This window comes from Pseudomonas sp. BP01, from assembly GCF_022760795.1.
Lineage (GTDB): Bacteria > Pseudomonadota > Gammaproteobacteria > Pseudomonadales > Pseudomonadaceae > Aquipseudomonas > Aquipseudomonas putida_Q.
Genome location: NZ_JAFBKA010000018.1, coordinates 16,415 through 38,461 on the forward strand (window position 1 = coordinate 16,415; position 22,047 = coordinate 38,461).

The 22,047-nt window shown below is 63.8% G+C and carries 19 protein-coding genes and 1 pseudogene; 17 read left to right on the forward strand and 3 right to left on the reverse strand.

Annotated elements, in window-relative coordinates; translation table 11 throughout:
• Window positions 1-24: 24 nt before the first annotated feature.
• The gene (locus tag JOY50_RS17170; RefSeq protein WP_019471323.1) at window positions 25-1,560 is read right to left on the reverse strand and encodes an HDOD domain-containing protein; all 1,536 of its coding nucleotides are present in this window, start codon (window positions 1,558-1,560) and stop codon (window positions 25-27) included.
• A gap of 130 nt (window positions 1,561-1,690) precedes the next feature.
• On the opposite strand from JOY50_RS17170, the gene motA reads away from it, so the two are divergent.
• Both motA and motB read left to right on the forward strand, forming a co-directional pair.
• Window positions 1,691-2,542 carry a flagellar motor stator protein MotA gene (motA, locus tag JOY50_RS17175; protein WP_019471324.1) on the forward strand — a complete coding sequence of 284 codons (852 nt, stop codon included), beginning with the start codon at window positions 1,691-1,693 and terminating at the stop codon, window positions 2,540-2,542.
• Window positions 2,543-2,545: 3 nt separating this feature from the next.
• On the forward strand, window positions 2,546-3,580 hold the full coding sequence (gene motB, locus JOY50_RS17180; RefSeq protein WP_132845052.1) for a flagellar motor protein MotB: 1,035 nt from the start codon (window positions 2,546-2,548) through the stop codon (window positions 3,578-3,580).
• Window positions 3,581-3,733: 153 nt separating this feature from the next.
• Here the strand turns inward: motB and rsgA are convergent, their stop codons facing one another.
• Window positions 3,734-4,765 (reverse strand): small ribosomal subunit biogenesis GTPase RsgA, encoded by a 1,032-nt coding sequence (rsgA, locus tag JOY50_RS17185; RefSeq protein WP_026034441.1) that lies wholly within the window; start codon window positions 4,763-4,765, stop codon window positions 3,734-3,736.
• 152 nt (window positions 4,766-4,917) lie between these two features.
• On the opposite strand from rsgA, the gene orn reads away from it, so the two are divergent.
• Together orn and JOY50_RS17195 are read left to right on the forward strand one after the other, a co-directional pair.
• On the forward strand, window positions 4,918-5,460 hold the full coding sequence (gene orn / locus JOY50_RS17190) for an oligoribonuclease (protein WP_243055567.1): 543 nt from the start codon (window positions 4,918-4,920) through the stop codon (window positions 5,458-5,460).
• A 91-nt stretch (window positions 5,461-5,551) separates the two neighbouring features.
• Window positions 5,552-6,163 carry a trimeric intracellular cation channel family protein gene (locus JOY50_RS17195; protein WP_003249516.1) on the forward strand — a complete coding sequence of 204 codons (612 nt, stop codon included), beginning with the start codon at window positions 5,552-5,554 and terminating at the stop codon, window positions 6,161-6,163.
• A 123-nt stretch (window positions 6,164-6,286) separates the two neighbouring features.
• Here the strand turns inward: JOY50_RS17195 and queG are convergent, their stop codons facing one another.
• The gene (gene queG, locus JOY50_RS17200) at window positions 6,287-7,351 is read right to left on the reverse strand and encodes a tRNA epoxyqueuosine(34) reductase QueG (RefSeq protein WP_132845050.1); all 1,065 of its coding nucleotides are present in this window, start codon (window positions 7,349-7,351) and stop codon (window positions 6,287-6,289) included.
• Window positions 7,352-7,416: 65 nt separating this feature from the next.
• On the opposite strand from queG, the gene JOY50_RS17205 reads away from it, so the two are divergent.
• From JOY50_RS17205 to JOY50_RS29310, 13 genes and pseudogenes are all read left to right on the forward strand, one after another.
• The gene (locus JOY50_RS17205; protein WP_132845048.1) at window positions 7,417-8,277 is read left to right on the forward strand and encodes an NAD(P)H-hydrate dehydratase; all 861 of its coding nucleotides are present in this window, start codon (window positions 7,417-7,419) and stop codon (window positions 8,275-8,277) included.
• Window positions 8,265-8,738: a tRNA (adenosine(37)-N6)-threonylcarbamoyltransferase complex ATPase subunit type 1 TsaE gene (tsaE, locus tag JOY50_RS17210; RefSeq protein ID WP_016489449.1), complete on the forward strand. Its 474-nt coding sequence runs from the start codon at window positions 8,265-8,267 to the stop codon at window positions 8,736-8,738. Before JOY50_RS17205 ends, tsaE begins: the two co-directional genes overlap by 13 nt.
• 11 nt (window positions 8,739-8,749) lie before the next feature.
• Window positions 8,750-10,180 (forward strand): N-acetylmuramoyl-L-alanine amidase, encoded by a 1,431-nt coding sequence (locus tag JOY50_RS17215; RefSeq protein ID WP_019471331.1) that lies wholly within the window; start codon window positions 8,750-8,752, stop codon window positions 10,178-10,180.
• Entirely contained in the window at window positions 10,177-12,075 is a 1,899-nt protein-coding gene (mutL, locus tag JOY50_RS17220) for a DNA mismatch repair endonuclease MutL (RefSeq protein ID WP_132845045.1), read from the forward strand. The genes JOY50_RS17215 and mutL overlap by 4 nt, the downstream gene beginning before the upstream one ends.
• Before the next feature lies 1 nt (window position 12,076).
• Entirely contained in the window at window positions 12,077-13,048 is a 972-nt protein-coding gene (gene miaA, locus JOY50_RS17225) for a tRNA (adenosine(37)-N6)-dimethylallyltransferase MiaA (RefSeq protein WP_132845043.1), read from the forward strand.
• 94 nt (window positions 13,049-13,142) lie between these two features.
• On the forward strand, window positions 13,143-13,403 hold the full coding sequence (hfq, locus tag JOY50_RS17230) for an RNA chaperone Hfq (protein ID WP_016489445.1): 261 nt from the start codon (window positions 13,143-13,145) through the stop codon (window positions 13,401-13,403).
• Between the two features lie 12 nt (window positions 13,404-13,415).
• A complete protein-coding gene (hflX, locus tag JOY50_RS17235) occupies window positions 13,416-14,717 on the forward strand; it encodes a ribosome rescue GTPase HflX (RefSeq protein WP_016501882.1) in 1,302 nt (433 codons plus the stop codon).
• Between the two features lie 96 nt (window positions 14,718-14,813).
• Window positions 14,814-15,995 carry an FtsH protease activity modulator HflK gene (hflK, locus tag JOY50_RS17240; protein ID WP_019471334.1) on the forward strand — a complete coding sequence of 394 codons (1,182 nt, stop codon included), beginning with the start codon at window positions 14,814-14,816 and terminating at the stop codon, window positions 15,993-15,995.
• A complete protein-coding gene (gene hflC, locus JOY50_RS17245) occupies window positions 15,995-16,864 on the forward strand; it encodes a protease modulator HflC (protein WP_012274454.1) in 870 nt (289 codons plus the stop codon). The genes hflK and hflC overlap by 1 nt, the downstream gene beginning before the upstream one ends.
• Window positions 16,865-17,165: 301 nt before the next feature.
• Window positions 17,166-18,353: an ATP phosphoribosyltransferase regulatory subunit gene (locus JOY50_RS17250; protein ID WP_019471335.1), complete on the forward strand. Its 1,188-nt coding sequence runs from the start codon at window positions 17,166-17,168 to the stop codon at window positions 18,351-18,353.
• 56 nt (window positions 18,354-18,409) lie between these two features.
• Window positions 18,410-19,702 carry an adenylosuccinate synthase gene (locus tag JOY50_RS17255; protein ID WP_019471336.1) on the forward strand — a complete coding sequence of 431 codons (1,293 nt, stop codon included), beginning with the start codon at window positions 18,410-18,412 and terminating at the stop codon, window positions 19,700-19,702.
• A gap of 1,112 nt (window positions 19,703-20,814) precedes the next feature.
• Window positions 20,815-21,027, forward strand: a pseudogene (locus tag JOY50_RS29305) (methyl-accepting chemotaxis protein); the annotation flags it as partial.
• 201 nt (window positions 21,028-21,228) lie between these two features.
• On the forward strand, window positions 21,229-21,933 hold the full coding sequence (locus tag JOY50_RS29310) for a methyl-accepting chemotaxis protein (RefSeq protein WP_405045993.1): 705 nt from the start codon (window positions 21,229-21,231) through the stop codon (window positions 21,931-21,933).
• The last annotated feature ends 114 nt before the right edge of the window (window positions 21,934-22,047 follow it).

The window sequence follows — 22,047 nt, forward strand, 5'->3', positions numbered from 1 at the left end:
AGAGGGGCGATTGTAGCGCAAGGCTCAGCCCTTGCGGTTGGCAAACACCGACAGTGCCCGCTCGGTGCATTGTGCGGTCTTGCCGAAGGCCTGCACGCTGATATCGGCCAAAGGCCGGCAGCCCTGGTCGGCCACTATCAGCATCAGCACCTGGTCGTTCACCGCCAGCGAGCGCAGCAGCACGTGCTCGCTGCGGAACAGGGCGCGCAGCGGGGCTGGCAGCAAGGCCGAGAACTGGCTGTGGTTTTCTGGGGTGATGCGCAGCTGCCCGGCCTGCGCCATCAGCTTTTGCAGCAGTTTGTTTTGTGACACCTGCAGGGCCAGGGCCCCCGCCTCTTTGGGTAGACCGGCAATCTGCTGCACGCGCAGGTAGTCACTGGCTTTATCCAGGCTCAGCAGCATGATGCGTTGCATGCCGCAGGCCAACAGGGCTTCACGGGCCTGGGTGGCCAGGTGCACGGTATTGGTGAACGGGCTGGGCTGGGCCAACAGGTCCTGGCACAGCTTGCGCCAGCGCGCCAGGTCGTCGCTGCTGGGTGGCGGCGGCGCCAGCATGTCCGGGTGCGGGCGGCGCTGGTGCCAGGGCCAGATCAGTGCTTCAGCCGGGTGGAACAGGGCATGCCTGGCGTGGCGGCGGGCGCTGGCGGCAGCTTGTTGGTGTACTTGCTGCTGCACGTCTTCCAGCGAGGTCTGCAGGTACAGCGCCGTCAGCAGTTGCCAGCGCAGCAGGTGCGGGTTGTCCCAGCCCACCTGCGCCGCCAGTGCAAGGTTGTTGGCCAGCAGCACGGTGTTGGCCGGCTGGTTGAACCAGCGGCGCAGGCCGGGCTCGGCATCCAGGCGGTGTTGCTGGCTGAGCAGGTCTTCGTCGCGGGCGATGCTCAGCACTTGGGCCAGTTGTTCGCGTTCCTCCAGCAGCAGGCGGTAACCCTGTGTTACCCACTGCGGCAGGCGCCAGTACTCCGCCATGGTTTGGCACAGCGCCATGATGCGCACGCCAAACAGCTCATCCTCTACCTGGGCGGCGTCCTCACCCTTGTGGATAACCCGCAGCTCCCAGGTGTCGAGCAGCTTGGGGTAGGCCAGTGCCAGCGGCCACAGCGGTGACAGGAACAGCAGGCTGCCCCAGTGAATTTCCTGCCACAGGCGTGCCAGGCGGCTGGCGAACAGGCCGCTGGCCTGCTGCGAGGCGTGCTGGCTAATCAGCTGGAACTGGCTGAGCACTGGCGGGATTTCTTCGACGGGCAGCGCGGGCAGGCGCTTGAGCAGTTGCTCGCTGCGCGCCAGGCCCAGGCGGTTGAGGGCGACTTCCAGGCTTTCGGCGGGCTCGGCCTGGCTGGCGTTGGTGGGGTGATTCGCTTCGCGCATCACCGAAAGCACCAGTGCCGGGCTGTCCTGCATCAGTTCGGCGATGTCGCGCAGCGAGCGGCGGCTATCGTGGATGGCAGCCATGACCCGGTCGTAGCTGTGCTTCGGCACGGGGATGCGAACACTCTCTAGCAGCTTTACCCAGGCCTCTAGCGTACGCGGAGCCTGAGCGGGCACCTTGGTTTCGATTGGCATTTTGACATCAGTCCGAACTGGCTTTTCGCATTGAGTGGCTATAGTCTGGCGCAGTTCTGCCGATAAGTAGAAGAAGAGTTTTAAAGCTCCCGTCTCTTCCCCTGACCACGACAGCAAGTGCTTTGAACCTATGGCTAAAATTATCGGCATCATCGTCGTATTCGCGAGCGTGCTCGGCGGCTACGTGCTCTCCCACGGCAAGATCGCGGCGCTGATCCAGCCGTTCGAAGTACTGATCATCGGCGGTGCGGCCTTTGGCGCATTTCTGCAGGCCAACCCTGGCCACATGACCATGCACGTCATCAAGAAGTCGATGAAGATGTTCGGCTCGCGCTTCACCCATGCCTACTACCTGGAGGTGCTGGGCCTGGTGTACGAGATCCTCAACAAGAGCCGTCGCGAAGGCATGATGGCCATCGAGGCCGACATCGAGGACGCCGCCGCCAGCCCTATCTTCGCCAAGTACCCGACGGTGCTGGCCGACGAGCGCATGACTGCGTTCGTGTGCGACTACTTGCGCATCATGTCCACCGGCAACATGGCCCCGCACGAACTCGAGGGCTTGTTCGACATGGAGCTGCTGAGCATGAAGGAAGAGCTGGAGCACCCGTCCCATGCGGTGACCGGCATCGCTGACGGCATGCCTGGTTTCGGTATCGTCGCGGCGGTACTGGGTATCGTGGTAACCATGGCCTCGCTGGGCGAGGGCGACCAGGCAGCCATCGGCATGCACGTGGGTGCGGCGCTGGTCGGTACCTTCTTCGGTATTCTGGCTGCCTACGGCTTCTTCGGCCCGCTGGCCAAGTGCCTGGAGCACGATGCCAAGGAGGAGCTGAACCTCTACGAGTCGATCAAGGCTTCGCTGGTTGCCTCGGCCTCGGGCATGCCACCTTCGCTGGCCGTCGAGTTCGGGCGCAAGGTGCTGTACCCAAGGCACCGCCCAAGTTTCGCCGAGCTGGAACAAGCGGTTCGCGGTCGCTGAGTCATGGAAAACAATCAGCCCATCATCGTCAAGCGCGTCAAGCGCTTTGGCGGCGGCCACCACGGCGGCGCCTGGAAAATCGCCTTTGCCGACTTTGCTACGGCAATGATGGCGTTCTTTCTGGTGCTGTGGTTGATGTCCACGGCCACACCGGAGCAGAAAATCGCCATTGCCGGCTACTTCCAGGACCCGATCGGCTTCACGGAAAGCGGCACGCCCTATGTCATCGACCTCGGTGGTTCGCCTGAACTGGCACCGGAGAAAACCATCAACCCGGAAGTCAAATCCGAGCCGATGCCCGAGTCCACAACCCAGATGAGCAAGGACCAGGTCGAGACCATGGCCGAGCAGGTCGAGCGCGAGCGCCTGGAGTTGCTGCTGCAGGAACTGCAGAACAAGGTGGAAGAGAACCCGCAGCTGCAGAAGTTCAAGGACCAGATCCTGTTCGAAATCACCCAGGACGGCCTGCGCATCCAGATCATGGATGCCGAGAACCGGCCGATGTTCGACATCGGTAGCGCCCGCTTGCAGCCGTACTTTGAAGACATCCTGCTGGCCATGGCCGATACCATCAAGGCGGTGCCGAACAAGATCAGCATCAGCGGCCACACCGATGCCAAGCCGTATGCCGGCAGTGGTGAGTTCGGCAACTGGGAGCTGTCGGCCAACCGTGCCAACGCTGCGCGCCGTGCGCTGGTGGCTGGGGGTTACCCGGACGGGCAGGTGGCGCGGGTGGTGGGTTATGCCTCGTCGTCGCTGTTCGACCGCAAGGACCCGTTCAACCCGGTCAACCGCCGTATCGATATCATCGTGCTGACCAAGAAGGCCCAGCGCAATATCGAGGGTGAGCAGGGTGCGCCGGAAGCGCCGGCCGCCGACCCTGCTGCACCGCCGGCTAGCGCCCCTGCGCCAGGGGCTGGCGCACCGCAAGCCCCTGGGGCAACTGAGCAAGCACCGATGCAACCGCGTGAGCTGCGCCAGAAGCTGAACATCTTTGAAGATGGCACGCTGAAGATGGATGAGGCCAAGGAGCAGTAAGCCTTGCTCGGTACTGTAGGAGCGGCCTTGTGTCGCGATGGGCTGCAAAGCAGCCCCGGCGATCTATGCGGCAACGCTGAAATCCTGGGGCCGCTTTGCGGCCCATCGCGACACAAGGCCGCTCCTACAAGGACCGCGTAAGGCTCACAACGATCAGTAGCTGTCTTCTGTCAGGCTGGCGATGATCGAGCGGTAGCTGTTCATGCGTTGCGGCTTGATGCGCCCCTCGTCCAGGGCCTTGAGCAGCGCGCAGCCCGGTTCGCGGTCATGCTTGCAGTCGCGGAAGCGGCAGGTGCCGAACAGGTCGCGGAACTCGATAAAGCCATCTTCCACGTCGTCGCGGCTGACATGGCCAAGGCCGAACTCACGGATGCCCGGCGAGTCGATCAGATCGCCGCCGTTAGGGAAGTGGTACAGCCGCGCCGTGGTGGTGGTGTGGGTACCTTGGCCAGACCATTCCGACAGGTCGCCGACACGGGTACCGGCATCTGGCAGCAGGCTGTTGACCAGCGACGACTTGCCCACCCCTGACTGGCCGACGAACACACTGATGTGGCCGTCAAGCAGCTGCTGCAGGCGCTGCATGCCGTCGCCCTGGTGTGCCGATACTTCCAGCAGCGGGTAGCCCAGTTCACGGTAGACTTCCAGCAGCGCATGCAGGCCGGGGCCATTCTCGTCGTTGATCAAGTCGGCCTTGTTCAGCAGCAGCAGCGGGCGCAGGCCGGCGTGCTCGGCCGCGACCAGGTAGCGGTCGATCAGGTTTGGGTGCGGTTCTGGCGCCGGTGCGAACACGATCACGATCAGGTCGACGTTGGCGGCCACCGGCTTGAGTTGGCCGTGGTTGTTTGGCCGGCACAGTTCGGTGCTGCGCGGCATCTGCGCCACGATTACGCCGATGCCCTGGTTACCCGCACGCCACACGACACGGTCGCCGGTGACCAGCGCCGGCAGGTTGGCGCGCAAATGGCAGCGGAACACCTGGCCTGCGGTTTCGCCATCCTGGGCTTCAACTTCTACCTGCACGCCAAAGTGCGCGATCACCAGGCCCAGTTGCTCTGGCCCCAGGTCGCCGCCTTCCAGTTCCTGCAGCGCATGCTGCTCGCGTTTGGCGGCGCGAGCGGCGCGCTCGCCCTGGATTTTTTCGATCCGCCAGTTCTGGCGGCGATTGAGCTGGCGTTTGGCCATGAAGGTACCGTGAGAAAGGCCCAGGTAGGGCATTGAAAACGGCTGGCAGTTTAGCACGCCAGGCTCTGGACCATTGCGCTTACCTTTGATGCGGTGAATGGGCGTGCATTGGCCACTAGGCTAATATGACGGCCTATATGAGGAGCCCCTGCATGCAAAACCCACAGAACCTGGTCTGGATCGACCTGGAAATGACCGGCCTGGATCCGGACAGTGATGTCATCATCGAGATGGCCACCATCGTTACCGACAGCCAGCTGAACACCCTGGCTGAAGGGCCGGTGATCGCCATCCACCACAGTGACGAAGTGCTGGCGCGCATGGACGAATGGAACACCCGTACCCATGGTGCTTCGGGCCTGACCCAGCGCGTGCGCGAGAGCAAGGTCAGCATGGCTGAAGCCGAGGCGCAGACCATCGCCTTCCTCGAGCAGTGGGTGCCCAAAGGCAAGTCGCCGATCTGCGGCAATAGCATCTGCCAGGACCGCCGCTTCCTCTACCGCCACATGCGCAACCTGGAAAACTACTTCCATTACCGCAACCTGGATGTCTCCACCCTGAAGGAACTGGCCGCGCGCTGGGCACCGGACGTGCGTGACAGCTTCAAGAAGGGCAATACCCACCTGGCGCTGGACGATATCCGCGAGTCGATCGCCGAGCTGCGCCACTACCGCGAGCACTTCATCAAGCTGTGAGCCGAAAAGGCGCAGATATTGTATCTGCGCCCCCTTTTGGTGCCCTGGGCAACTGGTTAGACTGCGCGCCTTTCTCGCACGGACCCGCGCCATGTTGTTGATGCTCTACCTCATCGCTATCACCGCCGAAGCCATGACCGGCGCCTTGTCTGCCGGGCGTCGCGGCATGGACTGGTTCGGCGTGGTGCTGATTGCCTGCGTCACCGCCTTGGGTGGCGGCTCGGTGCGCGACGTGCTGCTCGGGCATTACCCGCTGACCTGGGTGAAGCACCCGGAGTACCTGGTGCTGACCAGCTTTGCGGCGTTGCTGACCATTTTCATTGCGCCGATGATGCGCCGCCTGCGCTCGCTGTTCCTGGTGCTCGATGCCCTGGGGTTGGTGGCCTTTACCCTGATTGGCTGCATGACCGCGCTGGAGATGGGGCAGGGCATGCTGGTGGCGTCGATCAGTGGGGTGATTACCGGGGTGTTTGGCGGGATCTTGCGGGATATCTTCTGCAACGACATTCCACTGGTGTTCCGCCGTGAGCTGTATGCCAGCGTGTCCTTTGCGGCGGCGTGGTTCTATCTGGGGTGCGTGTATTTCAAGGTGCCGGCAGAGCAGGCGATGCTGCTGACCTTGTTCGGCGGGTTCCTGGTGCGGTTGCTGGCGATCCGCTTCCACTGGGAAATGCCCAAGTTCCACTACAACGACCAGCAGTAGGTCATTTTTCAGCCCTGAGGCAGTCTTTGTGGGAGCGGGTTCACCCGCGAAGAATGCAACTCGGTGTATGGCACCGGCTGCGCCGGTGTTCGCGGGTGAACCCGCTCCCACAGGGGCATGTGGTTATTGGATGTTGTGCCGGGCCAATGCCCACTCCACATGCTCGCGCACCAGTTCTGATTCATCCTCGCGCCGGGCCTTCAGGGCCTCGATCACAGGGATGGTGGAAGGCGCATTGCCCAACCCCACCGCCAGGTTGCGCAAGAACCGCTCATACCCCGCCCGCCGCAATGGCCCGCCCTCGGTCTTGCGCAGGAAGGTGCGTTCATCCCACAGGAACATCTGCGCCAACTCGGCATTCTCCAGCCCATGCCGCGGCTGGAAGTCCTGTTCCTGGGTGTGCTTGGCAAAGCGGTTCCATGGGCAGACGATCTGGCAGTCATCGCAACCGAACACCCGGTTACCCATCATTGAGCGCAACTCGACAGGGATCGCGCCCTTCAGCTCGATGGTCAGGTACGAGATGCAACGCCGCGCATCCAGCACATAGGGCCCGACAAACGCCTGGGTCGGGCAGATGTCCAGGCAGGCCTGGCAGCGCCCGCAGTGCTCGCTGGTAGTCGCTTCGTCCACCGGCAGCGGCAAATCGACAAACAGCTCGGCAAGGAAGAAGTAACTGCCCGCCTTGCGGTTGAGCAGCAGGGTGTTCTTGCCGATCCAGCCCAGCCCGGCCTGTTCGGCCAGGGCTTTCTCCAGCACAGGGGCACTGTCGACGAATGCGCGGTAGCCGAACGGGCCAATGGCTTCCTGGATGCGGTCGGCCAGGAACTGCACGCGCTTGCGCACCAGCTTGTGGTAGTCCCGGCCCAGCGCATAGCGCGATATGTAGGCCTTTTCCGGCTGTGCCAGGCGCTGCGCCATCTGTGTGTCGCCGGGCAGGTAGTCCATGCGCAGCGACACCACACGCACCGTGCCGGGAATCAGTTGCTCGGGGTGCGCGCGCTTGCTGCCGTGCGCACCCAGGTACTCCATCTCGCCCTGGTAGCCGGCATCGAGCCAGCGCTGCAGGTGGTGTTCGTGTTCGCCAAGGTCGACCCCGGCGATGCCAACGTGGGCAAAACCGAGTTCCTGGCCCCAAATCTTGATCGATTGGGCCAGTTGGGCGAGGTCAGGTGTGCAGCTGGACATGGATGGGCAAGGCAATACGGGCTCAGGTGCGTATAATTCTGCCAGACATTGGAGCCTTTGACCCCATGCCGCAGACCAAACACCCAAGCCATGCCCCGCAACGGCTCAGCAGCGTGACCGTCGCGCACCTGCCGACACGGCATGCGCATGCCCATAAAGGCGACTTCGGCCATGTACTGGTGGTGGGTGGCGACCTTGGCACCGGCGGCGCGGTGCTGTTGAGCGCTGAAGCCGCCCTGCGCTGTGGTGCCGGGCTGGTCAGCGTAGCGACGCGCCCCGAGCATGTTGGCGCGAGCCTGGCCCGGCTGCCCGAAACCATGTGCCTGGGCGTCAGCTCGGCCAACCAGCTGATGGGCGTGCTGGAGCGCGCCTCGGTGCTGGTGGTTGGCCCGGGGCTGGGGCAGGCGGCGTGGGGGCGTAGCCTGCTGTCGGCAGTGGCCAACGCCGAGCGGCCGCAGGTGTGGGACGCCGATGCCCTGAATTTGCTGGCGCGTACCCCACTGGCCCTGCCCAGTGGCAGCATCCTCACCCCGCACCCGGGGGAGGCGGCGCGGCTGCTGGGTATTTCCACCGAGGCGGTGCAGGCCGACCGCCAGGGCGCTGCGCGCAAGCTGGCGCGCCGTTACAACAGCGTTTGCGTGCTCAAGGGCGCCGGTACGCTGGTGGCCGACCCGGCCGGGCAGCTGATGCTGTGCGAGCGGGGCCACCCGGCGATGGCCGGGGCCGGCCTTGGCGATGTGCTGACCGGTGTGCTGGCGGCGTTGCTGGCCCAAGGGCTGGGTGCCTGGCAGGCCGCTGGCCTGGGGGTGTGGTTGCATGCCTGTGCTGGTGAGCGGCTGGGTGTAAAAGGTAGAGGCCTGGTGGCCAGTGATCTGGCGCCGGTCATTCGTGAGTTACTCGAGGAGCATTCTGCGTGTCTGGCATAACCCTGTTTCTGGCCGATGAAGACGCCACGGTCAAGTTTGGCGCAGCCCTGGCCGAGGTGACCGGCGGTCGCGGCGTGATCTTTCTTGAAGGTGACCTGGGTGCGGGCAAGACTACGCTTTCCCGAGGGCTGATCCGTGGCCTGGGCCATACCGGTGCAGTGAAAAGCCCGACCTTCACCGTGGTCGAACCCTACGAAATTGGTGAGGTGCGGGCCTTCCACTTCGACCTGTATCGCCTGGTCGATCCGGAGGAGCTGGAGTTCATGGGTATTCGTGACTATTTCGAGGGCGACCCGCTGTGCCTGTTCGAGTGGCCACAAAAGGGTGCGGGCGTTTTGCCAAAGCCTGACCTGACCATTACCATGACCCCCCAAGCGGGCGGACGCTCGCTGATCCTTTCGCCGCAGGGGGCTCGCGGCGAGGCCTGGTGCGTGGCACTGGCCAAACACTATAAACAGTAAGTGGGGTAGGTATGCGCATACGCGCACTGGTTGCCATCGTTGGGCTGCTGCTGACAACGGTGACCGTTGACGCTCTGGCCGTCACTCAAGTCAAGAGCGTGCGCCTGTGGCGCGCGCCAGACAACACGCGGCTGGTCTTCGACCTGTCTGGCCCCGTGCAGCACAGCGTCTTCACCTTGAGCGCGCCTGATCGCCTGGTTATCGACATCAATGGCGCGACACTGGCCGCGCCATTGAACGTGGCCACCTCCAACACGCCGATCACTAGCGTGCGTTCGGCTCAGCGCACCCCGACCGACCTGCGGGTGGTGGTCGACCTGAAAAAGTCGGTCACCCCGAAAAGCTTCACGCTGGCGCCGAACGCCCAGTACGGCAATCGCCTGGTGGTCGACCTGTACGACCAGGAAGCCGATGCCATTGCGGCCAGCGCGCCACCGCCGGCCCCGGCGCCGGTACAGACGCCGGCTACCACACCAGCGGTGCCGGTCTCCCCGGCCCAGCCCGCCATCAAGTTGCCGCCGGTACCTAGCGGCAAGCGTGAAATCGTGGTGGCCATCGATGCCGGCCACGGTGGCGAAGACCCGGGTGCGTCCGGTTCGCGCGGCCAGCATGAAAAAGACATCGTGCTGCAGATTGCCAAAGAGCTTCAGCGCCAGATCAACAGCGAAAGGGGCTTCCGTGCCGAATTGACCCGTACGGGCGACTATTTCATTCCGCTGCGCAAACGCACCGAGATCGCTCGCAAGAAGGGTGCCGACCTGTTCATCTCGATCCACGCCGACGCCGCGCCGTCGCGGGCTGCATTTGGTGCTTCGGTGTTCGCCTTGTCCGACCGCGGCGCCACCTCCGAGACCGCGCGCTGGCTGGCAGACACGGAAAACCGTTCCGACCTGATCGGCGGTGCCGGCAACGTCAGCCTCGATGACAAGGACCGCATGCTGGCCGGCGTGCTGCTGGACCTGTCGATGACCGCCACGCTCAGCTCCAGCCTCAATGTGGGGCAGAAGGTGCTGGGCAACATGGGCCGTGTCACCTCGCTGCACAAGCAGCGTGTGGAACAGGCCGGCTTCATGGTGCTGAAGTCGCCGGATATCCCGTCGATCCTCGTTGAAACCGGGTTCATCTCGAACAACAACGAAGCTGCCAAGCTGGCCACCGCCAGCCATCAGCAGGCCTTGGCCCGTTCGATTCATACCGGTGTGCGTCAGTACTTCCAGCAGAACCCGCCGCCGGGTACCTATATCGCCTGGCTGCGTGATACCGGCAAGATTGCCGCCGGCCCACGTGAGCACACCGTGCGCCCTGGCGAAACCCTGGCGATGCTCGCCGTGCGCTACCAGGTCAGCGTGGCCAGCCTGCGCAGCACCAACAGCCTCAAGACGGATGAACTGAAGGTCGGCCAGCGCCTCGACATCCCTGCAACCACATTGGCCGCGCAATGAGTGGCGGTTCGCGCATCCAGCTGCTCAGCCCGCGGCTGGCCAACCAGATCGCCGCCGGCGAGGTAGTCGAGCGGCCGGCCTCTGTCGCCAAGGAGCTGTTGGAAAACAGCCTGGACTCCGGCGCCCGACGCATCGACGTGGACGTGGAGCAGGGCGGCGTCAAGTTGCTCAAGGTACGGGACGATGGCAGCGGAATTTCTGCTGACGACCTGCCGCTGGCCCTGGCCCGACACGCCACCAGCAAGATTCGCGAGCTGGAAGACCTTGAAGGGGTATTGAGCCTGGGTTTCCGTGGCGAGGCCTTGGCATCGATCAGCTCGGTGGCGCGGCTGACCCTGACTTCGCGTACCGCCAGTGCCAGCGAGGCCTGGCAGGTCGAAACCGAAGGCCGTGACATGACCCCGCGCGTGCAGCCGGCGGCGCACCCGGTGGGTACCTCGGTAGAAGTCCGCGATTTGTTCTTCAATACCCCGGCGCGGCGCAAATTCCTGAAGGCCGAGAAAACCGAATTCGATCACCTGCAGGAAGTCATCCGCCGGCTGGCGCTGGCGCGTTTCGACGTTGGCTTCCACCTGCGCCACAACGGCAAGAGCATCCTCAGCCTGCACGAGGCCCATGACGAAATGGCCCGGGCGCGGCGGGTGGGCGCCATCTGCGGCCCGGGCTTCATGGAGCAGGCGCTGCCGATCGACGTCGAGCGCAACGGCTTGCGCCTGTGGGGCTGGGTGGGCCTGCCGACCTTCTCGCGCAGCCAGGCAGACCTGCAGTACTTCTTCGTCAACGGCCGTGCGGTGCGCGACAAGCTGGTCGCCCACGCTGTGCGCCAGGCTTACCGTGACGTGTTGTTCAATGGTCGGCACCCGACATTCGTGCTGTTCCTGGAGCTGGAGCCCAACGGCGTCGACGTCAATGTGCACCCGACCAAGCACGAAGTGCGCTTCCGCGAGGGGCGTTCGGTGCACGACTTCCTGTATGGCACCCTGCACCGCGCACTGGCCGATGTGCGTCCGGAAGACCAGTTGGCCGCGCCTGCCGCCGTACCCGAGATAATCCGCCCCACCGGCCAGCAGGCCGGTGAGTTCGGCCCGCAGGGCGAAATGCGCCTGGCGTCGCCAGTGCTTGAGCGGCCCCAGGCGCCGCAGCATGCGATCTCCAATGGCGGCAGCGGCGCCGGTTACCAGTACCAGTACACACCACGCCCTTCGCAGCCGCTGCCGGCCGCCGAGGCGCAGGCGGTGTACCGCGAGTTCTACAAACCGCTGGAAGACGGAGCGGCACCGGTAACCACGCTGCCCGAAAGCCAGGGTGACATTCCCCCGTTGGGCTACGCACTGGCGCAGCTCAAGGGTATCTACATCCTGGCCGAGAACGCCGTTGGCCTGGTGCTGGTGGACATGCACGCGGCCCACGAGCGCATCATGTACGAGCGCCTCAAGGTGGCCATGGCCAGCGAAGGCCTTAGCGGCCAGCCGCTGCTGGTGCCCGAAACCCTGGCCCTGAGCCAGCGTGAAGCTGATTGCGCCGAAGAGCATGCACAGTGGTTCCAGCGCCTGGGCTTCGAACTGCAGCGCCTGGGCCCTGAGACCTTGGCGATTCGCCAGATTCCGGCCTTGCTCAAGCAGGCCGAGGCCAACCGCCTGGTTCAGGACGTACTTGCCGACCTGATGGAGTACGGCACCAGCGACCGTATTCAGGCCCACCTCAATGAACTGCTCGGCACCATGGCCTGCCACGGCGCCGTGCGCGCCAACCGGCGCCTGGCAATCCCCGAAATGAATGCCCTGCTGCGCGACATGGAAAACACCGAACGCAGTGGCCAGTGCAACCATGGCCGTCCCACCTGGACCCAGATGGGCCTGGACGATCTGGACAAACTTTTCCTGCGCGGTCGATGAAATGAGCGGCAAGCCCCCTGCAATATTCCTGATGGGCCCGACGGCGGCCGGCAAGACCGACCTGGCCATCGAGCTGACCAAAGTGCTGCCGTGCGAGCTGATAAGCGTCGACTCGGCGCTGGTCTATCGCGGCATGGACATCGGTTCGGCCAAGCCGTCAAAAGAAATTCTGGCTGCCCACCCCCACCGCCTGATCGACATCCGCGACCCGGCCGAGAGTTATTCGGCCGCGCAATTTCGCGCCGATGCTCTGGAGGCCATGGCCGACATCACCGCGCGGGGCAAGGTCCCGCTGCTGGTGGGCGGCACGATGCTCTATTACAAGGCGTTGATCGATGGCCTGGCCGACATGCCGGCAGCGGATGCCGCGGTGCGAGCCGACCTGGAAGCCCAGGCCCAGGCGCTTGGGCTGGCCGAACTGCACCGCCAGCTGGCCGAGATTGACCCCGAGTCGGCGGCGCGCATCCACCCCAACGACCCGCAGCGCTTGATTCGCGCGCTGGAGGTGTACCGGGTGAGTGGCGAGAGCATGACAGCCCATCGCCAGCGTCAATTCGCGGAAAGTCGCGGCGCAGACGCAGGCGCTGGCGGACATTTGCCCTATACTGTCGCGAGTTTGGCGATTGCTCCTACAGATCGTCACATTTTGCATCAGCGAATTGCGTTACGATTTTCGCAGATGTTGGAACAGGGCTTCGTTGACGAGGTCCGATCGCTGCGAGCCAGAAGTGACTTGCACGCCGGGCTGCCGTCTATACGGGCAGTGGGTTATCGGCAGGTCTGGGATTACCTGGACGGCACGCTGACTGAGAATGAGATGCGAGAACGCGGTATCATTGCTACCCGGCAGCTGGCCAAGCGGCAGTTCACCTGGTTGCGTAGCTGGCCTGATGTGCACTGGCTTGACAGCATGGCCTGCGACAATCTGTCCCGCACCTTGAAATACCTTGGGGCCATCTCCATATTGAGCTGAGTCCCTGCTGATTGCCGTCTATTCTTGCGAAGGGGCGGCCTAATTTATCGATTTTCTTGATTTTCTATTATTTATCCTTACAGGAGTGCGGCATATGTCAAAAGGGCATTCGCTACAAGACCCTTACTTGAACACCTTGAGAAAAGAAAAGGTTCCGGTATCCATCTACCTGGTCAACGGCATCAAACTGCAGGGCTCGATCGAATCGTTCGACCAGTTCGTGGTACTGCTGAAGAACACCGTCAGCCAAATGGTCTACAAACACGCCATTTCGACCGTGGTGCCTGCCCGTCCGGTTCGCCTGCCAAGCCCGTCCGATTCCGACCTCGGCGACAGCGAGCCAGGCAACGCCTGATAGGAGCCTGCATTGTTCTTTGAGCGCCACGGTGGTGGTGAACGGGCGTTGCTCGTTCACTTGGAAGGTCAGAACCCTGAGGCGCGCGAAGATCCGCAGGAGTTTCGGGAGCTGGCACTGTCGGCCGGGGCGGACATCGTCTCGCTGGTGACTGTGACAAGGCATCAGCCAACGGCCAAATACCTGATTGGCAGCGGCAAGGTCGAGGAATTGCACGACCTGGTCCATGCCGAACAGGTAGACCTTGTGATTTTCAATCACACCCTTACGCCCAGTCAGGAGCGCAACCTCGAACGTGTGTTCGAGTGCCGTGTGCTCGATCGTACCGGGCTGATCCTCGATATTTTCGCCCAACGGGCGCGTACCCATGAAGGCAAGCTGCAGGTCGAACTGGCCCAGCTTGATCACATGAGCACGCGGCTGGTGCGCGGCTGGACCCACCTTGAGCGACAAAAAGGCGGTATCGGCCTGCGTGGCCCGGGTGAAACCCAGCTGGAAACCGACCGCCGCCTGTTGCGGGTGCGCATTCGCCAGATCAAGTCACGCCTGGAGAAGGTACGCAGCCAGCGTGAGCAGGCGCGTCGCGGGCGCAAGCGCGCGGATATCCCTTCCGTTTCGCTGGTGGGTTACACCAACGCCGGCAAGTCCACGCTGTTCAACGCCCTGACCGAATCCGAGGTGTACGCCGCGGACCAGCTGTTCGCCACCCTCGACCCGACCCTGCGCCGGCTTGAGCTCAACGACCTGGGGCCGATCGTGCTGGCCGACACCGTGGGCTTCATTCGCCACCTGCCGCACAAGCTGGTCGAGGCATTTCGGGCTACGCTCGAAGAGTCGAGCAACTCCGACCTGCTGCTGCACGTGATCGACGCCCATGAGCCAGAGCGCATGGAACAGATCGAGCAGGTGCTGGCTGTGTTGGGCGAGATTGGCGCTGAAGGCTTGCCCATCCTCGAGGTGTATAACAAACTCGACCTGCTCGAAGATGTCGAGCCACAGATCCAGCGCAATGCCGACGGCAAGCCGGAACGGGTCTGGGTATCGGCACGCGATGGGCGTGGTCTGGAGCTGGTTGGCCAGGCGATTGCCGAGTTGCTGGGGGATGATCTGTTTGTCGGTACCCTGTGCCTGGAGCAGCGTTTTGCCCGCTTGCGCGCGCAATTCTTTGCTCTGGGTGCCGTGCAGAGTGAAGAGCATGATGAAGAAGGGCGCAGCCTGCTGAGCGTGCGACTGCCCATGGTCGAATTGAATCGCCTGGTCAGCCGCGAAGGCATGGAGCCGCAAGTGTTTGTCGAGCAACACACTTTGCAATAAATGCTCGTCGAGGTCGCCGGGCAGCAGTGACAGGCATTCTGTAGCATTGGACGGCGCGCCGTGGGCGCGTCTTTGCTTTATCAGATGGAGAGCGCTATGGCTTGGAACGAGCCGGGTGGCAACTCGAACAATCAGGATCCCTGGGGCGGCCGCCGTGGTGGCGGTGGCGGTGGTGGTGACAAGAAAGGTCCGCCGGATCTGGACGAGGCCTTCCGCAAACTGCAGGACAGCCTGAACGGCATGTTCGGCGGTAACAAGAAACGTGGCGGCGGTGACCGCAATGTCGGCAAGGGCGGTGGCCTGGGCCTGCTGGGCATCGGCCTGGCGGTACTGGCTGCCATCTGGCTGTACAGTGCCGTGTACGTGGTCGACGAGCAGGAGCAGGCTGTGGTGCTGCGCTTCGGCAAGTACCATGAAACGGTCGGTCCCGGCCTGAACATCTACTTCCCGCCGATTGATCGCAAGTACATGGAAAACGTCACGCGTGAGCGTGCCTATACCAAGCAGGGCCAGATGCTGACCGAAGACGAGAACATCGTCGAGGTCCCGCTGACCGTCCAGTACAAGATCAGCAACCTGCAGGACTTCGTGCTTAACGTCGACCAGCCTGAGGTGAGCCTGCAGCACGCGACCGACAGTGCCTTGCGCCACGTGGTGGGTTCCACCTCGATGGACCAGGTGCTGACCGAAGGCCGTGAACAGATGGCCGTGGATATCCGCGAACGTCTGCAGCGCTTCCTCGACAACTACCGTACCGGTATCACCGTTACCCAGGTCAACGTACAGAGCGCGGCAGCCCCGCGTGAAGTGCAGGAAGCCTTCGACGACGTGATCCGTGCCCGCGAAGACGAGCAGCGTGCCCGCAACCAGGCCGAGTCCTACGCCAATGGCGTGGTGCCGGAAGCCCGTGGTCAGGCCCAGCGCATCATCGAGGACGCCAACGGTTACCGCGACGAAGTCATCGCCCGGGCCAAGGGTGAGGCCGACCGCTTCACCAAGCTGGTGACCGAGTACCACAAGGCACCTGAGGTGACCCGTCAGCGTCTGTACCTGGAGACCATGCAAGAGGTCTACAGCAATTCGAGCAAGGTCATGGTGGCAACCAAGGACGGGCAGAACAACCTGCTCTACCTGCCACTGGACAAGATGGTCGAAGGCAGCCGCAATTCGTCCGCGCCAACCACCAGCGTGTCGCCATCGGCCAACGATGCGGCCGCCCGTGCGGCGCAGGACCTGCAACAGCAACAGCAGCCGCTGCGTACTAGGGAGAGCCGCTGATGAGCAACAGATCGCTGATCGCCCTGATCGCCGCCGTCGTTCTGGCCATCGTGGCCTGGAACAGCTTCTACATCGTGTCCCAGACCGAGCGTGCGGTACTGCTGCGCTTTGGTAAGGTGGTCCAGGCGGACGTTCAGCCAGGCCTGCACGTGAAGATTCCGTACGTGAACCAGGTGCGCAAGTTCGACGCCCGCCTCATGACCCTCGACGCCCCGACCCAGCGGTTCCTCACCCTGGAGAAGAAAGCGGTGATGGTCGACGCCTACGCCAAGTGGCGCGTCAAGGATGCCGAGCGCTTCTACACCGCCACGTCCGGCATGAAGCAGATCGCCGACGAGCGTCTGTCGCGTCGTCTGGAAAGCGGCCTGCGCGACCAGTTCGGTAAACGTACCCTGCATGAGGTGGTTTCCGGTGAACGTGACGCACTGATGGCCGACATCACTGCATCGCTGAACCGCATGGCCAACAAGGAGCTGGGCATCGAGGTGGTCGACGTGCGCGTCAAGGCCATCGACCTGCCGAAGGAAGTCAACCGCAGCGTGTTCGACCGCATGAGCACCGAGCGTGAGCGTGAAGCTCGCGAGCACCGTGCCAAGGGTAACGAGCTGGCTGAAGGTATTCGTGCCGATGCTGACCGCCAGCGCCGTGTGCTGCTGGCCGAGGCCTACCGCGAAGCAGAAGAAACCCGTGGTGACGGCGACGCCCAGGCGGCCGCCATCTATGCCAAGGCCTACAGCCAGGACGCTGATTTCTATGCGTTCCACCGTAGCCTGCAGGCATACCGCGAGAGCTTCTCGAGCAAGAGCGACGTGCTGGTCCTGGACCCGAAGAACGAGTTCTTCCGTTACCTGGACAAGAGCAAGCCGTGATGCTCAGGCCCTGACTTTCGTGCAGGGGCGCCCCGCCGGGCAGCTAAAATACCAGGCGGGGTGCATCCTGAATGAAAAGGGGTGTATGATGAGGCAGCCGGGAAATTTCCCGGCTTTTTTGCGTCTGAAAGGTTGATTGGCGAAGCGCCAGTTGACGGTTTGGTCAGCTCGCAAGGCAATTCGAGGGTATCGGGTACGGTGGCTGCGCTGGGATCAGTGCTGCCCGCTGCTGTGCGCGATACCGGCTTTACTGACGGCTCGCCAGCTGGCAAGCCGCCCGGACCAGAGGGGAAATGGCGTAATGGCAACGGTAGACCGCTGGCTGCTGCCAGATGGCATCGAGGAAGTACTGCCACCTGAGGCTGCGCGCATCGAGATCGCGCGCCGCCAGGTGTTGGACCTGTTCCAGAGTTGGGGCTACGAGCTGGTCGTCACCCCGCATATCGAGTACCTGGAGTCGCTGCTCACCGGCGCCGGCCAGGACCTGGATCAGCGCACCTTCAAGGTAGTGGACCCGCAGTCCGGCCGCCTGATGGGCTTCCGCGCCGACTTCACCCCGCAGGTGGCGCGCATCGACGCCCACACCCTGCGCCGTGAAGGCCCGAGCCGCCTGTGCTACGCCGGCAGCGTGCTGCACGCCCAGCCGCGTGCACTGTCCACCTCGCGCAGCCCGATCCAGCTGGGCGCCGAGCTGTATGGCGATGCCAGCCCGACCAGCGACGTGGAAGTCATCAGCCTGATGCTGGCCACGCTGCAACTGGCCGATGTGCCGGACGTACACATGGACCTGGGCCACGTCGGTATCTACCGCGGCCTGGCCCGTGCTGCCGGCCTGTCCGGTGCGGTCGAGCAGCAGCTGTTCGACGCCCTGCAGCGCAAGGCCGTCGATGAAGTGCAGGCACTGACCGCCGACCTGCCGAAGGACCTGGGCAACATGCTGCGCGCACTGGTCGAACTGTGCGGTGGCCGCGAAGTGCTGGCAGAAGCCCGCGTGCGCCTGGGCCGTGCCCCGGCCAGCGTGCTGGCTGCGCTGGACGACCTGCTGGCGATCGCCGATCGCCTGACGTCGCGCTACCCGGACCTGCCGCTGTACTTCGACCTCGGCGAACTGCGCGGCTACAACTATCACACCGGCGTGGTGTTCGCGGTGTTCGTGCCGGGCGAGGGTCAATCGATCGCCCAGGGCGGGCGCTACGACGACATCGGCGCCGACTTTGGCCGGGCACGCCCGGCCACCGGTTTCTCCACGGATTTGAAGACCCTGGTCACACTGGGGCGAGCGGAGGTCGTATTGCCAACGGGCGGCATCTGGATGCCGGACAGTGGCGACGCGGCCCTCTGGCAGCAAGTCTGCCAGTTGCGCACCGAGGGCCAGCGTGTGGTCCAGGCCCTGCCTGGCCAGCCGTTGAGTGCTGCTCTCGAGGCGGATTGTGATCGGCAATTGATTCAGCAAGACGGGCGCTGGCAGGTTCTGCCGCTGGCCCAGTGAGTTTCTGCGTCGGCAACAGGCCGGCAACCAAGTTTGCGTGAATGAGGACCAATGTAATGGGTAAGAATGTCGTCGTCCTGGGCACCCAGTGGGGTGATGAGGGCAAAGGCAAGATCGTCGATCTGCTGACCGAACATGCTGCCGCCGTAGTGCGCTACCAGGGGGGCCACAACGCGGGTCACACCCTGGTGATCAACGGTGAAAAGACCGTTCTGCACCTGATTCCGTCCGGCATCCTGCGTGAAGGCGTACAGTGCCTGATCGGCAACGGCGTGGTCGTTGCCCCAGACGCCCTGATGCGCGAAATCACCAAGCTGGAAGAAAAAGGCGTACCGGTGCGCGAGCGCCTGCGCATTTCCCCGGCTGCGCCGCTGATCCTGTCGTACCACGTGGCCCTGGACCAGGCCCGCGAAAAAGCCCGTGGCGAAGCCAAGATCGGCACCACCGGCCGTGGTATCGGCCCAGCCTACGAAGACAAGGTCGCGCGCCGCGGCCTGCGCGTGGGTGACCTGTTCCACCGCGAGCGTTTCGCTGCCAAGCTGGGTGAGCTGCTGGACTACCACAACTTCCAGCTGGTGAACTACTACAAAGAGCCGGCCATCGATTTCCAGCAAACCCTGGACGAGTGCATGGCCTACGCTGAACAGCTCAAGCCGATGATGCTCGACGTCACCGCCGAGCTGCACAACCTGCGTCGCGCCGGCAAGGACATCATGTTCGAAGGTGCCCAGGGCTCGCTGCTGGACATCGACCACGGTACCTACCCGTACGTCACCAGCTCCAACACCACCGCTGGCGGTATTTCCACCGGTTCCGGCGTTGGCCCGATGTACCTGGACTACATCCTGGGCATCACCAAGGCCTACACCACTCGCGTGGGTTCCGGTCCGTTCCCGACCGAACTGTTCGACGAGACCGGCGCCACCCTGGCCAAGCGTGGCCACGAGTTCGGCTCCACCACTGGCCGTGCCCGTCGTTGCGGCTGGTTCGATGCCGTCATCCTGCGTCGCGCCATCGACGTCAACAGCATTTCGGGCATCTGCCTGACCAAGCTGGACGTACTGGACGGCCTGGAAACCATCAACATCTGCGTTGGCTACAAGAACGAGAACGGTGCTGTCATCGACGCGCCTTCTGATGCCGACAGCTACATCGGCCTGGAGCCGGTGTACGAAGAGATGCCAGGCTGGAGCGAGTCGACCCTGGGTGCAAAAACCCTGGAAGAGCTGCCGCAAGCTGCGCGTGACTACATCAAGCGCATCGAAGCGTTGGTTGGCGCGCCGATCGACATCATTTCGACCGGCCCGGACCGCAACGAGACCATCGTGCTGCGTCACCCGTTCGCCTGATCTGCCCTCCAGGCTGATCTGACGCCGTGGCCCTGAAAGGGGCTGCGGCGTTTTCATTTATGGTGTATGCCTGCATCGGCCCTATCGCCGGCAAGCCAGCTCCCACAGCATCTTCATAGATCTCGAGATGTGTGAAGCTCCTGTGGGAGCTGGCTTGCCGGCGATAGGGCCGGTACAGGCAACCCCCTTGCTGAACCTTGGCGCTTATCCCTGCTGCCTTCGGCACAACCCTTGCTGTAAGAAGTTTCTGTAGATGCCATCAAAATAGTGGCGCCAGAAAACACGAGGGTTACACCGTGTCTGCCATCCTCTCACTGTTACGAAGCCGCCTTTTGCGGCCTGTGTTTGTTGCCCTTGGTATCGCTCTTTTGGTGCAGGTGCTGGTTGCCGTTGCGCTCACCCGAAGCACGGTCACCGCCCTGGAGGCCGACCTTGGCGAGCGCCTGGGTAACGACAGCCGCCAGCTGGCCAATGACCTGGAGCAAGCCGGGCAAGATGTGCGCTCGGGCCTTGACGGCCTGTCCAGCAGCACCCGCCAGCGCCTGAGCGCCGGGTTGTCGGAGCGCCTGCAAAGCGAACAGCAGCAACTGCGCAGCACCCTGGAAAAGAACCTGAAGGACTCCGCCAACGACATGGCCGAGCTGCTGGCTTCGGTCGCCCCGCGGGCAATCTGGGACAACGACGTGCCAGTGCTCTCTGACTTTGCCCGGCGTGCCCAGCGCAACCCCAACGTGCTGTTCGTGGTTTACGACGATGCTCAGGGCCAGCACCTGACCCGTTACCTGAACCGGCAAAACCCGATCAACCAGGCTTTGATGGACAAGGGCCAGGGCGAGCGTGCGCTGGACAAGGTGATCGATGCCGCCCGACACGACCCGGCGGTGTACTTTGTCGAAGCTTCGATCAATCCCAATGGCGCAGAAATCGGCAAGGTGGTGATGGGGGTTTCCACGGCGGGCATCGACCAGGAGCTCAAGGCCCTGGACCAGCGCTTCGCGGCGCTGATTGCCAGCGGTGAGCAACTGGTTGGCGACAGCCTGGTGGGGGCTGCCGCCGACAGCGGCAAAACCCTGCGTGAGCGCCTGGAGAAGGCGCAAGGCAGTGCTGCAGCGATGCAGGCCAATACCGCACAGACTGTGCGCGATGCCGCTGCCGAACTGCGCTGGCGCATTGGCCTGGGCCTGGTGCTGGTCGGCCTGGGTGTGCTGCTGGTGGTGGCCGTGGTGCTTGGCCGCCGAGTGCTGAGCAAGCTGCGCCTGCTGATTGCGGCCCTGGACGACCTGGCGGCGGGCGAAGGCGACCTGACCAAGCGCGTGCCGCTCGACAGCCGCGACGAAATTGGCGACATGGCTTCGGCGGTTAACCGTTTTGTCGACAAGCTGCAACCGATCGTGCGCGAGGCGGGCGAGGTGGCGCAGCGTACCGGTGTCGAGATTGGCGCGATGGCCCAGCGCAATGCCGGCGCCGATGCGGCTGCGGCACTGCAACGCGATGAAGTGGCAGCCAGCCTGCGCGACCTTTCGAGCATGGCCGACGAAGCTCAGGCCGAAAGCCACGCGATGCAGGCGGCCTTGAAACAGGTGGTGGATATCCGCCAGGCCACCGACGAAAACAGCCGCACCTCGACCCAGCTCGCGGGGTTGATCGAGAATCTGGCAGGCCAGGTCGAGACCGGCTCCCAGGTGATCGAGCGCCTGGCCAAGCAGAGTGAGCAGATCGAAGTGGTGTTGACGGTGATCCACGGCATTGCCGAGCAGACCAACCTGCTGGCGCTGAACGCGGCCATCGAAGCCGCCCGGGCAGGCGAGACCGGGCGCGGGTTTGCCGTGGTGGCCGATGAGGTGCGGGCGCTGGCGAGCAAGACGCAAAGCTCCACGGGGGATATCCAGTCGCACATCGCGGCGCTGCAGAAGGGCGCCAAGGAAGCCGTGGCGACCATCAGCCAGGCCGGGCTCAAGGCCAGCGAAGGGCTGCTGGTACTGCGTGATAACGAGCGCCGGCAGCAGTCTGTGCAGGCAGCGGTAGAGCAGGTGCATGCGGCCATTGGCCTGGCCACCCGTGCCGCCGAGCAGCAGGCGAGCGGGGCGCAGGCAGTGCGTGGGCGGGTGGAGACTATCCATGCCCAGGCTGAGCGCTCGGCCGAAGTGGTGATGCAGACCACGGCCAGCAGCAAGGTACTGGATGACCTGGCCGCGCAGCTGCGGGCAAGCCTTGGCCAATTCCGCGCCTGACGCGGTCCCTGTAGGAGCGGCCTTGCGTCGCGATGGGCTGCGCAGCAGCCCCAAGATACCGGCATTAATGCAGATATTGCCGGGGCTGCTGCGCAGCCCATCGCGACGCAAGGC